At 73.2% G+C, this 14,489-nt stretch carries 14 protein-coding genes; 5 read left to right on the plus strand and 9 right to left on the minus strand.

Annotation, left to right across the window (positions count from 1 at the left end; translation table 11 throughout):
- Window positions 1-74 precede the first annotated feature (74 nt).
- The 3 genes from ACFXKG_RS21315 to ACFXKG_RS21325 all read right to left on the minus strand — a co-directional run bounded on the left by ACFXKG_RS21315 (window position 75) and on the right by ACFXKG_RS21325 (window position 2,823).
- Entirely contained in the window at window positions 75-971 is an 897-nt protein-coding gene (locus tag ACFXKG_RS21315) for a transferase (RefSeq protein WP_384841169.1), read from the minus strand.
- Window positions 968-2,230, minus strand: coding sequence for a glycosyltransferase family 4 protein (locus ACFXKG_RS21320; RefSeq protein WP_384841172.1), 1,263 nt, complete (start codon window positions 2,228-2,230; stop codon window positions 968-970). Before ACFXKG_RS21320 ends, ACFXKG_RS21315 begins: the two co-directional genes overlap by 4 nt.
- Before the next feature lie 137 nt (window positions 2,231-2,367).
- On the minus strand, window positions 2,368-2,823 hold the full coding sequence (locus ACFXKG_RS21325; protein WP_384841541.1) for a carboxymuconolactone decarboxylase family protein: 456 nt from the start codon (window positions 2,821-2,823) through the stop codon (window positions 2,368-2,370).
- A gap of 138 nt (window positions 2,824-2,961) precedes the next feature.
- Between ACFXKG_RS21325 and ACFXKG_RS21330 the strand changes: the two genes are divergently transcribed.
- Window positions 2,962-3,153 carry a DUF1059 domain-containing protein gene (locus ACFXKG_RS21330; protein ID WP_384841175.1) on the plus strand — a complete coding sequence of 64 codons (192 nt, stop codon included), beginning with the start codon at window positions 2,962-2,964 and terminating at the stop codon, window positions 3,151-3,153.
- 67 nt (window positions 3,154-3,220) lie between these two features.
- Here the strand turns inward: ACFXKG_RS21330 and ACFXKG_RS21335 are convergent, their stop codons facing one another.
- Window positions 3,221-3,997, minus strand: coding sequence for a VOC family protein (locus tag ACFXKG_RS21335; RefSeq protein WP_384841178.1), 777 nt, complete (start codon window positions 3,995-3,997; stop codon window positions 3,221-3,223).
- A gap of 169 nt (window positions 3,998-4,166) precedes the next feature.
- Between ACFXKG_RS21335 and recQ the strand changes: the two genes are divergently transcribed.
- Complete coding sequence (gene recQ / locus ACFXKG_RS21340) at window positions 4,167-6,269, plus strand: DNA helicase RecQ (protein WP_384841182.1); 2,103 nt, start codon at window positions 4,167-4,169, stop codon at window positions 6,267-6,269.
- An 80-nt stretch (window positions 6,270-6,349) separates the two neighbouring features.
- Here recQ and ACFXKG_RS21345 read toward each other — a convergent pair whose 3' ends face one another.
- Complete coding sequence (locus tag ACFXKG_RS21345; RefSeq protein ID WP_384841185.1) at window positions 6,350-6,925, minus strand: histidine phosphatase family protein; 576 nt, start codon at window positions 6,923-6,925, stop codon at window positions 6,350-6,352.
- Between the two features lie 227 nt (window positions 6,926-7,152).
- Window positions 7,153-8,595 carry a PLP-dependent aminotransferase family protein gene (locus tag ACFXKG_RS21350; RefSeq protein WP_384841188.1) on the minus strand — a complete coding sequence of 481 codons (1,443 nt, stop codon included), beginning with the start codon at window positions 8,593-8,595 and terminating at the stop codon, window positions 7,153-7,155.
- Here ACFXKG_RS21350 and ACFXKG_RS21355 point away from each other — a divergent pair.
- Window positions 8,594-9,595: a DMT family transporter gene (locus ACFXKG_RS21355; RefSeq protein WP_384841191.1), complete on the plus strand. Its 1,002-nt coding sequence runs from the start codon at window positions 8,594-8,596 to the stop codon at window positions 9,593-9,595. The genes ACFXKG_RS21350 and ACFXKG_RS21355 overlap by 2 nt on opposite strands.
- Here ACFXKG_RS21355 and ACFXKG_RS21360 read toward each other — a convergent pair.
- Window positions 9,578-10,957, minus strand: coding sequence for a glycoside hydrolase family 10 protein (locus tag ACFXKG_RS21360; RefSeq protein WP_384841194.1), 1,380 nt, complete (start codon window positions 10,955-10,957; stop codon window positions 9,578-9,580). The genes ACFXKG_RS21355 and ACFXKG_RS21360 overlap by 18 nt on opposite strands.
- Window positions 10,958-11,169: 212 nt before the next feature.
- On the opposite strand from ACFXKG_RS21360, the gene ACFXKG_RS21365 reads away from it, so the two are divergent.
- Together ACFXKG_RS21365 and ACFXKG_RS21370 are read left to right on the plus strand one after the other, a co-directional pair.
- The gene (locus ACFXKG_RS21365) at window positions 11,170-12,030 is read left to right on the plus strand and encodes a 3-hydroxybutyryl-CoA dehydrogenase (RefSeq protein WP_384841544.1); all 861 of its coding nucleotides are present in this window, start codon (window positions 11,170-11,172) and stop codon (window positions 12,028-12,030) included.
- 158 nt (window positions 12,031-12,188) lie between these two features.
- Window positions 12,189-12,446 (plus strand): hypothetical protein, encoded by a 258-nt coding sequence (locus ACFXKG_RS21370; protein WP_365813361.1) that lies wholly within the window; start codon window positions 12,189-12,191, stop codon window positions 12,444-12,446.
- Window positions 12,447-12,478: 32 nt separating this feature from the next.
- Here ACFXKG_RS21370 and ACFXKG_RS21375 read toward each other — a convergent pair whose 3' ends face one another.
- On the minus strand, window positions 12,479-13,009 hold the full coding sequence (locus ACFXKG_RS21375; RefSeq protein ID WP_365813363.1) for an NUDIX hydrolase: 531 nt from the start codon (window positions 13,007-13,009) through the stop codon (window positions 12,479-12,481).
- Between the two features lie 86 nt (window positions 13,010-13,095).
- Entirely contained in the window at window positions 13,096-14,436 is a 1,341-nt protein-coding gene (locus ACFXKG_RS21380) for a transcriptional regulator (protein WP_384841199.1), read from the minus strand.
- Window positions 14,437-14,489: the final 53 nt, after the last annotated feature.

Consider the following 14,489-nt stretch of genomic DNA (forward strand, 5'->3'; position numbering starts at 1 on the left):
TGTATGCGGGGAGTCTTTGTCCCCGCATACACGAACCGCCCCGCCCTCGCGGCCGGCCCCGGCCCCGGCCCGGTTCAGTCTCCCGTCACCTCCAGGGAGAGGTCGTTGTCAAGCGTGTAGTACGGGCGGACGGTCACCCCGCCGAGTGTGGCCGCCGGGTAGACGAAGATCTTCTTGCGGTCCGCCACGTCGTCCAGCAGCCGGCCCATCCGGACCGGGCCCGCGACGGCCCGGCCAGGTCGCGGCTGCACGTAGAGGTCCCACACCCCGTGGCCCCCGCCGCCCGCGTCGAGCAGCTCGCGGTAGTCGACGGTGAAGGAGAAGTCCTCGCCGTCCGGGCCGCCCTCGGCGCGGGGTTCCGTCCGCAGCTCCGCGCCGTCCCCGCCCCGGCGGCGCAGCAGGACCGCCGTCCCGGCCGCGGGACCGGCGCCGTACAGCCGCGCGCGTACGGTCAGGGTGTGGCCCGCGACACGGATACCGGCCGCCTCGGCGTGACCGGGCCGCAGCCAGGCCCGTACGGCGAGATAGCCGTCGGCCGTGGCGTACGGGACCCGGACGGCCAGCGGCGCGCTCCCGCCGGCCGGGCGGCCGGAGAGCAGCGCGCGCAGGTCCCGCAGCCCCGGGAGCAGCCGCTGCCGCGCCGCCTCCCCGGTGTCGCCGGAGGCGGGCACCAGGTACGTGTCCCAGCGGCCCTCGGCGAGCACCGGCTCCGGTTCCAGGACGGCCCGCAGCAGGTCGGGACCGCCCGGTTCCAGGTCGAGGAGGTGCCGGACCGTCTCGGGCCGCCCCTTCTTCGGGCGCAGCCGCAGCAGCAGCCGGGGGAGCGCTCCGCCGGGGACCGTCCGGTGGACGTTCCAGGTGATCCGGCCCGCGCCGTCCACCGTGCAGTCGGCGCGGGGCCGTCCGGCGGGCGTGGCGGGCCTGGCCGGGCCGGCCGGCTCGGCGGGCGGGGCGTGTTCCGTCGTGCTCATCGGCCTGCCTTCCGTACGGTCCTGAGGGCCGCGCCGGCCGCGACCCGGGCGGTGTCCCTGGCCGCGTAGCCGCCGCTGATCAGCGCGCTCACCGGGCGCGCCGGCGGGGCCGCCGGTCGGCCCGCGCGGCGGGCCGCGGCGAGGTCGCCGAGGAGCCGCTCGGCCTGCGCGACGACGGGGCCGGGGGCGAAGCGCCGGGAGTTCTCCAGCGCGGCACGGCCCATCCGGCGGCGCCGTTCGTCGTCGCCGACGAGTGCCAGCAGCGCGGCGGCCAGGGCGTCCCGGTCGCCGACCGGGACCAGCGTGCCGTCGACGCCGTCCCGGATGATCTCGGCGGGGCCGTACGGGCAGTCGGTGGCGACGACGGGCAGCCCGCACCGCATCGCCTCGACGATCGTCATGCCGAACGGTTCGAAGTTGGAGGTCACGGCCCCGATGGAGCCCTTGACCCACTCGGCCTCCATGGGGATGGCCGAGCCCATCAGGAAAACGTTGTCGTGCAGGCCCAGTCCGTCGATGAGCCCGCGCAGCCGGTCCTGTTCCTCACCCCCGCCGTAGATGCGCAGCCGCCACTCCGGATGGCGCGCCGCCACCTGTGCGAACGCCTCGACGAGCAGGTCGTACCGCTTCACCGGGACCAGCCGGCCCGCGGCGACCACGACGCGGGCGTTCCCGTCGGCCGGGGGCAGGGCCGGATCGGGGACGCTGTTGGGCAGCGCCTCCACCCGGACGCCCGGCAGCCGCATCTTGCGCCGGTAGGCGGCGGCGTCGGCCTCGGTGACGGTGGTCAGCGCGTCGAGCCGGGTGTAGGCGCGGCGCAGGACCTTCCGCAGCTGCGGCGAGTGGTTGTCCAGGGTCAGGTGCTCCTGCCCGATCCGCAGCACCCGCTCGGGTGCCTGGAGCGCGAGATGGACGTTGAGCCCGGGGCGGGTGCCGATCACGGCGTCGGCGTCCAGCCCTGCCAGGCAGGCGCCTATCCGCTCGTCGGTCAGCTCGCTGTACTGGTCGTAGCGGTATTCCGAGGCCGGGTAGACCTTCGCCGGGCGCAGTTGGGCCGGGTGGTCCCGCTCGGTGCGGAGGTCGACCAAGGGACGCAGGGTGATCCGCGGATCCGGCGTGAGGTTCGGCGCCTCGCGATGCCGGAACACGGAGATGATCTCCACCTCGTGCCGGTCGGCCAGCGAACGGGCCAGGTTGTACGTGGTCGTTATGGTCCCTCCGATTCCGTAGGCGTTGTGAATGAGTAAAGAGATCTTCATGCGCCGGAAGACCGTCCGGGCGGTGGCCAGGTTGTCCGTGTTGCCGCTTTGTTGGCCGGCTGTTTGCTTTCCGTGACGCGGTGGGACGGTTCCCGTTCGGCTCCGGAGAGCCGGACGGGAACCGTCCCGGGCCGGATTCACCAGCCGGGGCCCGCGATCTGCCGGGTCGTGACATTGATCCGGTTGAAGAGGTTGGTCGTGGCGATCATGAGGACGAGGGCGGCGAGACCCCGCTCGTCGTAGTGGCGGGCGGCCTCGTCCCAGATCTCGTCCGGTACGGCGTCCGCGCGGTCGCTGAGCCGGGTGACGGCCTCGGCCAGGGCCAGCGCGGCGCGTTCGGCGTCGGTGAAGTACGGCGTGTCCCGCCAGGCCGCCACCGCGAAGAGCCGCTCGTCGGTCTCCCCCGCCTTGCGCGCCTGGCGCACCCCGCCGTCGACGCAGTAGCCGCACCCGTTGATCTGGCTCGCGCGGAGATGGACCAGCTCCATCGTCGCCTCGGGCACACCGCCCTGCCGCGCGGCCTTGGCCACGGCGAGGACGGCGGGCATCGCCTCGGGAAGGACCAGCGCCGGGTTCTTCATACGTGTCTGCATCATCGGTCTCCTGGTAAGTGGCCGGTCACGGTGGCCGGTCACTGTTCCGACGGGTCGCGCCACGGGAATGTGACACGGCCCGCGGCCGGGAAGCGCCCGCCACGGGGCGGCCGGATACTGGAGGGGAGGAGGTGCGTCATGCGCAAGGTCGCCGACTGCCGGGATTTCCCGAGCGAGACGGAGTGCTCGCTCGCCATCACCGGCGAGGAGGACGAGGTGGTCCGCGCCGCCAGCGAGCACGCCGTCTCCGTGCACGGTCACGAGGACAGCACCGAGCTGCGGCAGCAGATCCGGTCGGCGCTGAAGGACGAGGTCCCCCAGCACGCCTGAACCGGACCGGCCCGTCATCCCCGTCCTCGACACCACAGACACCACATCCCCGATACGGGGCCCGCGGTCAGCTCGCCCGAGCGGCCGGGGGCCTCGCGCCCACCTGGAACACGGCCCCGAACGGGTCGGTGATCTCGGCCATCCGTACGTAGAGGGTGTCCTCCGGCTCCCCGGCGGTGCCGCCCGCCGCCACCGCGCGCCGTACCGTCCCGTCCGTGTCCGCCACCTCGAAGAGGGTCCCCCAGGCGGCGGCCGGCGCCTCCGGAACGCCCATGATGCCGCCGATCTCGTGGCCGTCGGGGCGGCGCAGGAAGGTGAAGTCCGTGTCGGGCATGTCCTGGTTGGCGTCCAGGGTGAAGTCGAAGACCTTCGCGTAGAACTCCCGCGCCGGGGCCGGGTCCGGCGTGATCAGGTCGTTGCGTACGAGGCTGCCCGGCTCGTTGACGAGTTCGCAGCCGGGCAGGGTGCCGCCCTGCCAGAGGCCGAAGACGGCGCCGCCCGGGTCGGCCACCAGGGCCGCCCTGCCCTGCTCGCCCTTGTCCAGCGGGCCCGCGGTGACCGTGCCGCCCGCTTCCGTGACGCGGCGGGCGGTGGCGTCGCAGTCGTCGGTGGCGAGGTGGACGCACCAGCGGGGCGGCCGCGGCGACGCCGGCGCGGGGACCGGGCGCAGCCCCGCGACCCGGCTGCCGCGCAGCAGGGCGAAGGTGTACCCGCCGGCGCCGGGCGCGCTGAACTCCCAGCCGAACACCGCCCCGTAGAACTCCTTGGCCGTCTCGACGTCCGGGACGTCGAGATCGATCCACGTCGGGGTGCCCGTGGGCTGGTTGGCCGTGACCGTGCTCATGATCGGCTCCTTCTGCTGTTCTCTCCTGGCCTGCGTGTTCGACGCTAGATCGCCTCCAGGACAGGGCGTGTCCTACTTCGCGCCGCACGCGTGGGCGGGCCCGGCCCCGATCCGGCGGATCCGCCGGATCGCACCGGCCGCTGTCACCGGGGCCTCGTAGAATCGCCGGATGAGCGCTCCCGATTCCGCCACCGTTCCCGAGCCGGGCACCGAGCCGCGCACCGAGCCGGGTACCGAGACCGATCCGGGGACGGATCTGTGGGCCGGTCCGGACACCGGTCCCGAACCCGGTCCCGAGTCCGACCCGTGGGCGGATCCGTGGGCCGGTTCCGAACCCGGTCCCGAGTCCGACCCCTGGGCCGGTTCCGAGACCGGCCCCGAGCCCGATCCTTGGGCCGGGTCCGAGACCGGTCCGGGGGCCCGTTCCGCGAGCGGTCCGGGGGCCGCCGCGGGGGCCGGTGACCCGCTGGAGGTGCTGCGCCGCGTCTTCGGTTACGACTCGTTCCGCGGGAGCCAGCAGGAGATCATCGAGCATGTGGTGTCCGGCGGCGACGCGCTGGTCCTCATGCCGACCGGCGGCGGCAAGTCCCTCTGCTACCAGATCCCGGCCCTCGTACGGAAGGGCGTCGGGGTCGTCGTATCACCGCTGATCGCGCTCATGCAGGACCAGGTCGACGCGTTGCGGGCGCTCGGCGTGCGGGCCGGATTCCTCAACTCCACCCAGGACTTCGAGGAACGGCGCCTGGTGGAGGCCGAGTTCCTCGCCGGCGAGCTGGATCTGCTCTATCTCGCGCCGGAGCGGCTGCGGGTCGAGGCGACCGTACGGCTGCTGGAGCGCGGCACGATCTCGCTCTTCGCCATCGACGAGGCGCACTGCGTCGCCCAGTGGGGCCACGACTTCCGCCCCGACTACCTCGCCCTCTCCTCGCTCCACGAGCGCTGGCCCGACGTGCCCCGGATCGCGCTGACCGCGACGGCCACCGAGGCGACACACGGGGAGATCGCCTCCCGGCTGAAGCTCCAGGACGCCCGCCACTTCGTCGCGAGCTTCGACCGGCCCAACATCCAGTACCGGATCGCGCCGAAGAACGACCCCAAGCGCCAGCTCCTCCAGCTGCTGCGCGCCGAGCACGAGGGCGACGCGGGGATCGTCTACTGCCTCTCGCGGGCGTCGGTGGAGAAGACCGCCGAGTTCCTGGTGAAGAACGGGATCGCGGCGCTGCCGTACCACGCGGGGCTCGACACCCGTACGCGGGCCGTGAACCAGTCGCGCTTCCTGCGGGAGGAGGGGCTGGTGATGGTCGCGACGATCGCCTTCGGGATGGGCATCGACAAGCCGGACGTGCGCTTCGTCGCCCACCTCGACCTGCCGAAGTCGGTGGAGGGCTACTACCAGGAGACCGGGCGCGCCGGGCGGGACGGGCTGCCGTCCACGGCGTGGCTCGCGTACGGGCTCCAGGACGTGGTCCAGCAGCGGAAGATGATCGACACGTCCGAGGGCGACGAGGCGCACCGGCGGCGTCTCGGCGCGCATGTGGACGCGATGCTGGCGCTGTGCGAGACGGTCGAGTGCCGCCGGGTCCAACTGCTCGCGTACTTCGGGCAGAAGAGCACCGCGTGCGGCAACTGCGACACGTGTCTGACGCCCGCGGAGTCCTGGGACGGCACGGTCCCCGCGCAGAAGCTGCTGTCGACGGTCGTCCGGCTGAAGCGCGAGCGCAACCAGAAGTTCGGCGCCGGGCAGATCACCGACATCCTGCTGGGCAAGAAGACCGCGAAGGTCATCCAGTTCGACCATGACGCGCTGAGCGTCTTCGGGATCGGCGCGGATCTGCGCGAGGCCGAATGGCGCGGTGTGGCACGGCAGTTGCTGGCGCAGGGGCTGATCGCCGTGGAGGGGGACTACGGGACGCTGGTGCTGACGGAGGAGAGTGCCGAGGTGCTGGGCGGCCGGCGGCAGGTGATGCTGCGGCGCGAGCCCGAGAAGCCGGCGCGGCCCGCGCGCGCGGAGAAGCCGGCCAGGCAGCGTTCGGCGCCGGTGGATCTGCCGGCCGAGGCCGTGACGGTCTTCGAGACGCTGCGCGCCTGGCGGGCCGCCTCGGCGAAGGAGCAGGGCGTGCCCGCGTATGTCATCTTCCACGACGCGACGCTGCGCGAGATCGCGGTCCTGGCGCCGTCGACGCTGGCGGAGCTGTCCACGGTGACCGGGGTCGGCGAGAACAAGCTGGCGAAGTACGGGGAGCAGATCCTGGAGGCGCTGGGTACGGCGTGAGCCGCGGAGATGTGAGGCCTGCCCCCGGCCTACGTCGGCGCGCGGCCTGTCCCGGCGCGTGCCGTCGCGGGGCGGGTCGGTCAGGCGCGGGGGTCGAGCCGCAGGTTCCAGCGGCCGGGCGTGCCGGTCAGGGTGACGGTCGACAGCGGCCGTACGTCCACGTACCAGTACGTACGGGGCGGTGCCTGCAGCGCGTAGACCAGCGCCGCGCGGACGACGGCCGGTTCGGCGACCGCGACGATCGCCGCGATGTCCTCGGCCGGGCGGGTGTCCAGCCAGCCGCCTATCCGGGAGATGAAGGTGAGCAGCGGCTCGCCGCCGTGCGGGGCGCCGCGCGGGTCGGCGAGCCAGGCGTCGACACCGGCCGGTTCGAGGGCCATCACCTCGGCGAGGGTGTAGCCGCGCCAGCGCCCCATGTCGCAGTCGCGCAGGGCCGGCTGGACGAGCGGCGCGAAGCCGAGGGCGTCGCCGGTGGCGCGGCTGCGCGGGGTGGGTGAGCAGTAGCGGAGATCGGCGGCGGCGAGCGGGATGAGGGTGTGGGCGACGCGCTGCATCTCGTGCCAGCCGGTCCGGTCGAGGGGGCGGTCGTCCCCGAAGCGCTCGTCGTACAGGTCCGCGCTGCGCGCCGCGGCGACCAAGGTGACCCGAACACTCATGGCCGTGATCGTGGAGGGGAAAGCGGTACCGGTCAAGGGGTCTCAGGCACGCGGAACGCCCTGATCCCCGGGGAATCCCGGGGAGGGGCGCCCCGGCCCCCGCCCTGTCACACGCCCGTCACGCGCCGGTCATCCACGGGCGAGTGCGCCCCTCCTGGGCTTTCGGACGGCACCCGGACGGCATTCGGACGGGCTCTCGGACGGGTTTTCGTACCAGGGGCACACCGTCACCCGGACCCGAGCACTTCGTCGCAGGCGGTACGGAGCCGGCGCACCCCCTCGGTGATCTCGGCGGGGCCGGCCGGCGCCGCGAAGCTCAGCCGCAGGTGCGGGGCGGGCGGCTCGGCGCCGAAGTACGGGCGGCCCGGCGCCACCGCGACACCCGCGCGCAGCGCCGCGGCGACGACGGCCGCCTCGTCGGTGCCGTCGGGCAGCCGGAGCCAGAGGTGGTACCCCCCGGCCGGGATGTGCGTGAGGGTCGGCCCCGGCAGCGTGGTGCGCAGCGCGGTGATCAGGGTGTCTCTTCGGGTCTTCAACTCGGCTGACACGGAGCGCAGTTGGCGGTGCCAGGCGACGGAGCCCACCAGCTCCAGGGTGGCCTCCTGGAGCGGGCGCGGCACGAAGAAGGTGTCGACGACATGGATGGCGCGCAGCCGTTCCAGTACGGGTCCCCGGGCGGCCAGGGCGCCGACGCGCAGGCTCGGCGAGGTCACCTTGGTGAGCGAGCAGACATGGACGACGACGCCGTCGGGGTCGTCGGCGGCGAGCGTGGGAGGCAGCGGGCCCGCGTCCGCGTGGACCATACGGCGCGCGAAGTCGTCCTCGACGACGAAGGCCCCGGCCTCCCGGGCCGTCCGCAGCACCTCGGGCCTGCGGTCCGGGGCGAGCACGGCGCCGGTCGGGTTCTGGAAGAGCGGCTGGCAGACGAAGACCTTGGCGCCGCTGGCCCGGAAGGCGGCGGCGAGCAGGTCGGGCCGTACCCCGTCCGGATCGACCGGTACGGGGACGGGGCGCAGCCCGGCGGCGCGGGCGATCGCCAGCATGCCCGGGTACGTGGGCGACTCGACGAGGACCGGCGCGCCGGGCGGGGCGAGGGCGCGCAGCGCTGTGGTGAGCGCGCTCTGGCCGCCCGCCGTGACCAGGATCTCCGCGGCGGTACTGGTGGGCGCGACGGCCCGGGCGAACCACTCGCGCAGTTCGGGCAGTCCGTCGACGGGCGGCCGGCCCCAGACGCCGGGGCGGCGGCCCGCGCGGGCGAGGGCGGCGGCCATCGCGGCCTCGGGCTGGAGCGTGGGGTGCAGATAGCCGCCGTTCAGCTCGATGACGCCGGGCGGCGGCGCGGCGAGGGTGATCAGGACACCGGAGGCGTCGACGGCGCGCGGCACTCCGTCGGCCGTGGTCTCCGCGCTGAGGGTGACCTCCTGCCAGGAGGTGTCGCCGGCCCTGGCCGGGGCGGGGCGCTCGGGGGCCCGGAAGGCTCCGGCGCCGGGGCGCGTGACGACCAGACCCTCGGCGGTGAGCCGAGCGAGCGCGCGGGAGACGGTCACGGGCGAGACCCGGTAGCGCTCGATCAGCTCTCTGCTGGACGGCAGCTTTCCACCAGGTGAGTAGTGGTTCAGCTCACGCTTCAGGGATTCGGCCAGCTCGGCCACACTGCTACGCTCATACATGACAGCAGAGAATAGCGCTACACCCCACACGACGATAGCGGTCGGCAGGGGCGCCACCGACCGGGACAGCCAGGACGGCCAGGGCAACCGGGGCACGCTCCTCGCCGCCCTGGGCATCGTCGCCTTCTCCCTCACCTTCCCGTCCACCGTGTGGGGCCTGGAGAGCTTCGGCCCCTGGTCCCTCGTCGCCGTCCGCAGCGCGCTGGCCGCGCTCCTCGCGGGAGGCTGTCTGCTGGCGCTGCGCGTCCCGGTCCCCGAGCGCCGGCACCGGGGCGGGCTGGTGGTCGTGGCCGTCGGGGTCGTGGTGGGGTTCCCGCTGCTCACCTCGCTCGCGCTGGAGACCTCCACCACCTCGCACGCGGCCGTGGTGGTCGGGCTGCTGCCGCTCACCACGGCCGCCTTCGCGGCGGTCCGTACGGGCCGCCGGCCCTCCCGTACCTTCTGGGCGGCGGCCGTCGCCGGAGCCGCCGTGGTGGTCGCCTTCACGGTGGGGCAGAGCGGCGGGGCGCTGTCCACGGGGGATCTGTATCTCTTCGGCGCGCTGCTGGTGTGCGCGGCGGGGTACACGGAGGGCGGCCGGCTGGCCCGGGAGATGCCGGGCTGGCAGGTGATCGGCTGGGCGCTGGTCGGCGCGCTCCCGCTCTCGCTGGCCGGCGGCGCCGTCGCGCTCTCCTTCGAGCCGGTGCGGCTGACGGCGCACGGCGTGATCGGCGTGGTCTGGGTGGCGCTGGTCTCCACCTTCTTCGGGCTGTACGTCTGGTACCGGGGCATGGCGGCGATCGGGATCGCGCGGGCCAGTCAGCTCCAGCTCGCGCAGCCGGTGCTGACCCTGGTCTGGTCGGTGCTGCTGCTCGGCGAACACCTCACCCCGGCGGCGCCCGTGGCCGCCGTGGCGGTGCTGGTCTGCATCGCGGTGACCCAGCGTGCCGCCACCCGCCGGCAGGGCCCCCGCGAGGAGCCGCGGCCCACCGGTGCCCCGGGCTCAGCGCGACAGCCGTGACCGCCTGCCGTAGTGGTCCGTCACCACGCGCGTCATCGCCCCGATCGGATCGGCGCCGACCTCCTTCGCCGAGAAGTAGCAGTGGCCCCGTACCCCCGCGAAGTCCTTCGCCAGCGTGAGATGGCGGGACAGCTCGGCGGGATCCTGCCAGGCGGCGGGCTGGGCCGGGTCGCCCGCCTTGTACAGGGCCTCGCCGATGTAGAGGTCGACGCCCGTCCCCCGTACGGTCGCGTCCCACCAGCGCACCAGCTTCGCGTAGTCCGCGGCGGCGTAGCCGATGTTCCAGTAGAGCTGCGGGGCGATGTAGTCGATCCAGCCCTTGCGGACCCAGGCGCGGGTGTCCGCGTGCAGGTCGTCGTAGGTCTGCACGCCCGCCCGGGTGTCGGAGCCGAGCGGGTCGGTGGCGGCGTTGCGCCACACCCCGAACGGGCTGATCCCGAAGCGCACGCCCTTCTTGGTCTTCCTGATCCGCTCCGCCGTCCCGCGCACCAGCCGGTCGGTGTTGTCGCGCCGCCAGGCCGCCTTGTCGGGGAAGTCCGCCCCGTACCGCGCGTACGCCGCGTCGTCGTCGAAGACCTGTCCGGCGACCGGGTACGGGTAGAAGTAGTCGTCCCAGTGCACGGCGTCGATGTCGTACCGCTCGACGGCGTCGAGCATGGCGTCCTGGACGAAGGTCCGTACCTCGGGCAGGCCCGGGTTGTAGTAGAGCTTCCCGCCGTACGGCAGGACCCAGCCGGGATGGATCCGGGCCGGGTGGTCCGGGGAGAGCCGGGTGGGGTCGGTGTGGGTGGCGACGCGGTACGGGTTGAACCAGGCGTGCAGTTCGAGGCCGCGGGCGTGGGCCTCCCGTACCGCCGTGCCCAGCGGGTCCCAGCCGGGGTCCACGCCCTGCGTGCCGGTCAGGTACTGCGACCAGGGCTCGTACGGCGACGGCCACAGCGCGTCGGCGGTGGGCCTGACCTGGAAGGCGACGGCGTTGAGCCGGCGGTCCACCGCCGTGTCGAGGTGCTTGATCAGCTCGGCCCGCTGGCGGTCGGCCGGGAGCCCGGGCTTCGAGGGCCAGTCCCGGTTGGCGACGGTCGCCACCCACATGCCGCGCAGCGCGGGGCGCGTCCCGTGGTGGACCGGCACGGGGCGCCCGCCGGGCCCCTGTCCCGGGGCGGCTCCGGCGGCGACCGTGTCCCCCGCGGTCAGCAGGGTGGCCGCCACCCCGGCCGCGGCGGCGACGAACCCGCGCCGCCCGACGGGCGCCGCGCCCCGCGGCCGCCCCCGCGGCCGCCCCCGCTCCGCCGCGCCGTACCCGCTCGCGCCCTGCCCCGCCGTGCCGTACTCCGTCGTGCCCTGCCCCGACTCGTGCCCCATGCGCCGTCCCTCACCCTGTCGCGTGTCATGTCCCGGCAATGGACCGCGCCGCCGCGGCAACGGACGGCCCGGTCCACCGCCGAGCATGCCTGCCCCGGACCGTCACGCGCATCCGCTGCCGGAGTAACGTCCTGTTCCCGGGGCAGGCGCCGGAATCGTACGGGGGACCTGCACGGACACGGACCGGAGAAAGGCACGATGTGACCGACACCCTGACCGATATCGCCCGCGTCGGAGTGGTGGGCTGCGGCCAGATGGGCGCAGGCATCGCGGAGGTCGCCGCGCGCAGCGGCCTGGAGGTCATCGTCGCGGAGACCACCGGCGAGGCGCTGGAGATCGGCCGGACCCGGCTGCAGAACTCGCTGGCGAAGGCCGCGGAACGCGGCAAGATCAGCGAGGAGGAGCGCGACGCGGCGCTCGGCAGGCTGAGCTTCACCACGGATCTCGGGGAGTTCGCCGACCGCGATCTGGTCATCGAGGCCGTCGTGGAGAACGAGCAGGTCAAGACGGAGATCTTCCAGGTGCTCGACCAGGTGGTGACGCGTCCCGACGCGATCCTGGCCTCCAACACCTCCTCCATCCCGCTGGTCAAACTGGCCGTCGCGACCTCGCGCCCCGACCAGGTGATCGGGATCCACTTCTTCAACCCGGCCCCCGTACAGCAGCTCGTCGAGCTGATCCCCGCGCTGACGACGTCCGAGGAGACGATTCTCCGCTCGGAGGCCGTCGTCCAAGGCGTGTTCGGCAAGCACGCGATCCGCGCCCAGGACCGCTCGGGCTTCGTGGTGAACGCGCTGCTCATCCCGTACCTGCTCGCCGCGATCCGGATGTTCGAGTCGGGCATCGCCAGCCGCGAGGACATCGACAACGGGATGGAGCTGGGCTGCGCCCACCCGATGGGCCCGCTCAAGCTCGCCGATCTGATCGGTCTGGACACCGTGGCGTCGGTCGCGGACTCGATGTACGCGGAGTACAAGGAGCCGTTGTACGCGGCATCGCCGCTGCTCCAGCGGATGGTGGACGCGGGCCGGCTGGGCCGCAAGACGGGTGCGGGCTTCTACCCGTACTCCTGATTCACACGGTGTGTGCGGAGGGTGCGCGCATATGACATCCGTACACCCTGATGCCCGCCGTTCAGGGGGAGTTGACTCGATTCCGCTTGGCCGCCGAACCCGTCGCGGCCAGGCAGTCGCATCGTGGAACACTTCTCCCCGAACAGGAGCGGAACATCGTGACCACCGACTCTGACCATTCCGTGGTCGGCCAGGAGCGCGCGGAGTTACGTCGCAGCCTCGACGTCGGTCTTGCCAGGACCGACGGCAGGATGGCGCTACTGGCCCACCGCAACGACCAGACCGACAAGGATGTGGCCGATCTGGCCGCGCGTGTGGCGGCCCTGGAGCACTCCAGGTGGCCGCTGCCCGCCGTGGCGGCGCTCTGCTCACTGGGCGCGCTCGCGGTCGCCGTCTGGCAGAGCCTGGGCCGTTAGGGGCCTGTGCGGTTCAGGTCACCGACAGGCTCTCAGCCCAGCCTCAAGTGGTGGAGCATCAGCAGCCCGGCCGTCATGTTGGCGGCCGGGATCTCGCCCCTGGCGATCATGTCGGGCACCAGCTTGAGCGGCACCCACTCGCGGCGTGAGGACTCGAAGTCGTCCTGCGGATGACCGATGTACGTCGCGTCCTCCGCCCAGTAGAGATGGTGCCGCGCGTCGCTGAGCCCGTTGGACGGCTCGACCGTGAGGAGATGCCTGAGGGGTCCCGGGCGCCAGCCGGTCTCCTCCTCCATCTCCCGCGCGGCCGCGGTCTTGATGTCCTCGCCGTCCTCGACGACCCCGGCGGCCAGCTCCCAGCCCCAGCTGTCGGTGATGAAGCGGTGCCGCCAGAGCATCAGCACCTCGTTGGCGGAGTTGACCGCGGTCGCCACGGCGACCGGGCGGAGCCGGATGAGGAAGTGGTCCAGATGCCGGCCGTCAGGGAGTTTGACGTCGGCGAGATTGACGCTGAACCATCGGTTCTCGTACACGGTCTGCTCGCTTAAGTTCGTCCACTGCACGTTTCTGCCACCTTCCGACAAGTTGATGGCAATATCGCAGCAGCGACGCCCGCACCGGCGAAAGCACGGGGGGCTCACCCGGGGGCTCACAGAGGAACGCGCAGCGCCCCCGCGATCAGTTCCGCCGTGTCCTCGGCATCCGAGGATCCGCTGGCCACGAGTTGTTCGCGTACCTCGCGCAAGCGGTCGCGCAGCCGCTGGGACTCCATCCCCCGGGCCCGCTCGGCCATCTCCGCCGCCGTTCTGGCAGCCCGGTCGGCCTCGCCCTGCCGCAACTCGATATGACTGAGCATCGCGAGCCGGTGGACCCGGCCGCGGTCGTGCGCCGGGGTGTCCACGGCCGCCGTCGCGTGCACCCGCGCGGCGGCCAGTTCGCCGAGGCTGAGGAGCGCCTCCGCCACCTGCACATTGACCAGGCCCGGCTGGACGTAGCCCGTCTCGTCCGGTTCATGGCCCGGACTGATGCGCTCCGCCTCGGTCTCCGCCCGCCGGATGCAGCCGAGCGCCGCGGCGGCGTCGCCGAGATGCGCGTACGACTTGGCCTGCATCGCGTAGAGATCGGCGGCGAGCGCCGGGGTGATCCGGCCCCCCGACGTCCGCAGGGCCGCCTCCGCGAAGGCCACGGACTGACGGTACTCCCCCATGAACAGCGACTGGTTGACGAGCAGCGCGATCACGTACGCGCCGAACCCGCGGTCGCCGCTGGCCTTCGCGAGCCGCAGCGCCTGGTGGAAGTAGCGCTGCGCCAGACCGTGGGCGTCGGAGTCGTACGCGCAGATGCCGGCCACCGCGACCAGGCCGCCGGTGGCGCGGTGGAGCTGGCGCCCCAGCGCGTCGCTGTACCCGCCGCGCAGCAGCGGCGCGGTCTCGGCGTTGAGGAACCGGACGATCCGGGCGCGGGTCGCGACACCGCCCGCCCGGCGGTACATCAACTCGTAGTGCGCGCGGGCCGATCTGAGCAGGTTGATGTCGGCGGGGCCGACCTTCGTGCCGCCCGCGCGGGACACGTCGGAGTCCTCCGGCGGGTTCTCCCACTCCCAGACGGGCATCACGGCGGGCGTGCCGGTGACGGCGGGGGCGCCCACTATGTGCGGGCGCTGCTGCTCGTCACTGCGCCACAGCGCGGCGGCGCGCTCCACGAAGCCGGAGAGCGGGGTGGAATGGGGCAGAGGTGTCTCCCCCGCCACCCCGAACCCGATGTCGTCCAGGGTGAAGGGTCTGCGCAGGCGGTCGCTGAGCACCGCGCAGATCAGGTCGGGCACCTGCCCGCGAGGCCGCTGGCCCTTCAGCCAGCGGGACACGGCGGTGTGTTCGTACCGCAGCGCGAGGCCCCTGGCGCGGCCCGCCTGGTTGACCCGGGCGGCGAGACCGGCATGGGAGATGCCCGCCTCGTCGAGCAGGGAATCGAGCAGAGTGTTGGGCTGCATGTGCCCCTCCGGTGACTCGGCCGAATCCAGCCTAGCCGAGGAAGTCCGAACTC

The organism is Streptomyces sp. NPDC059255 (assembly GCF_042752355.1).
GTDB lineage: Bacteria > Actinomycetota > Actinomycetes > Streptomycetales > Streptomycetaceae > Streptomyces.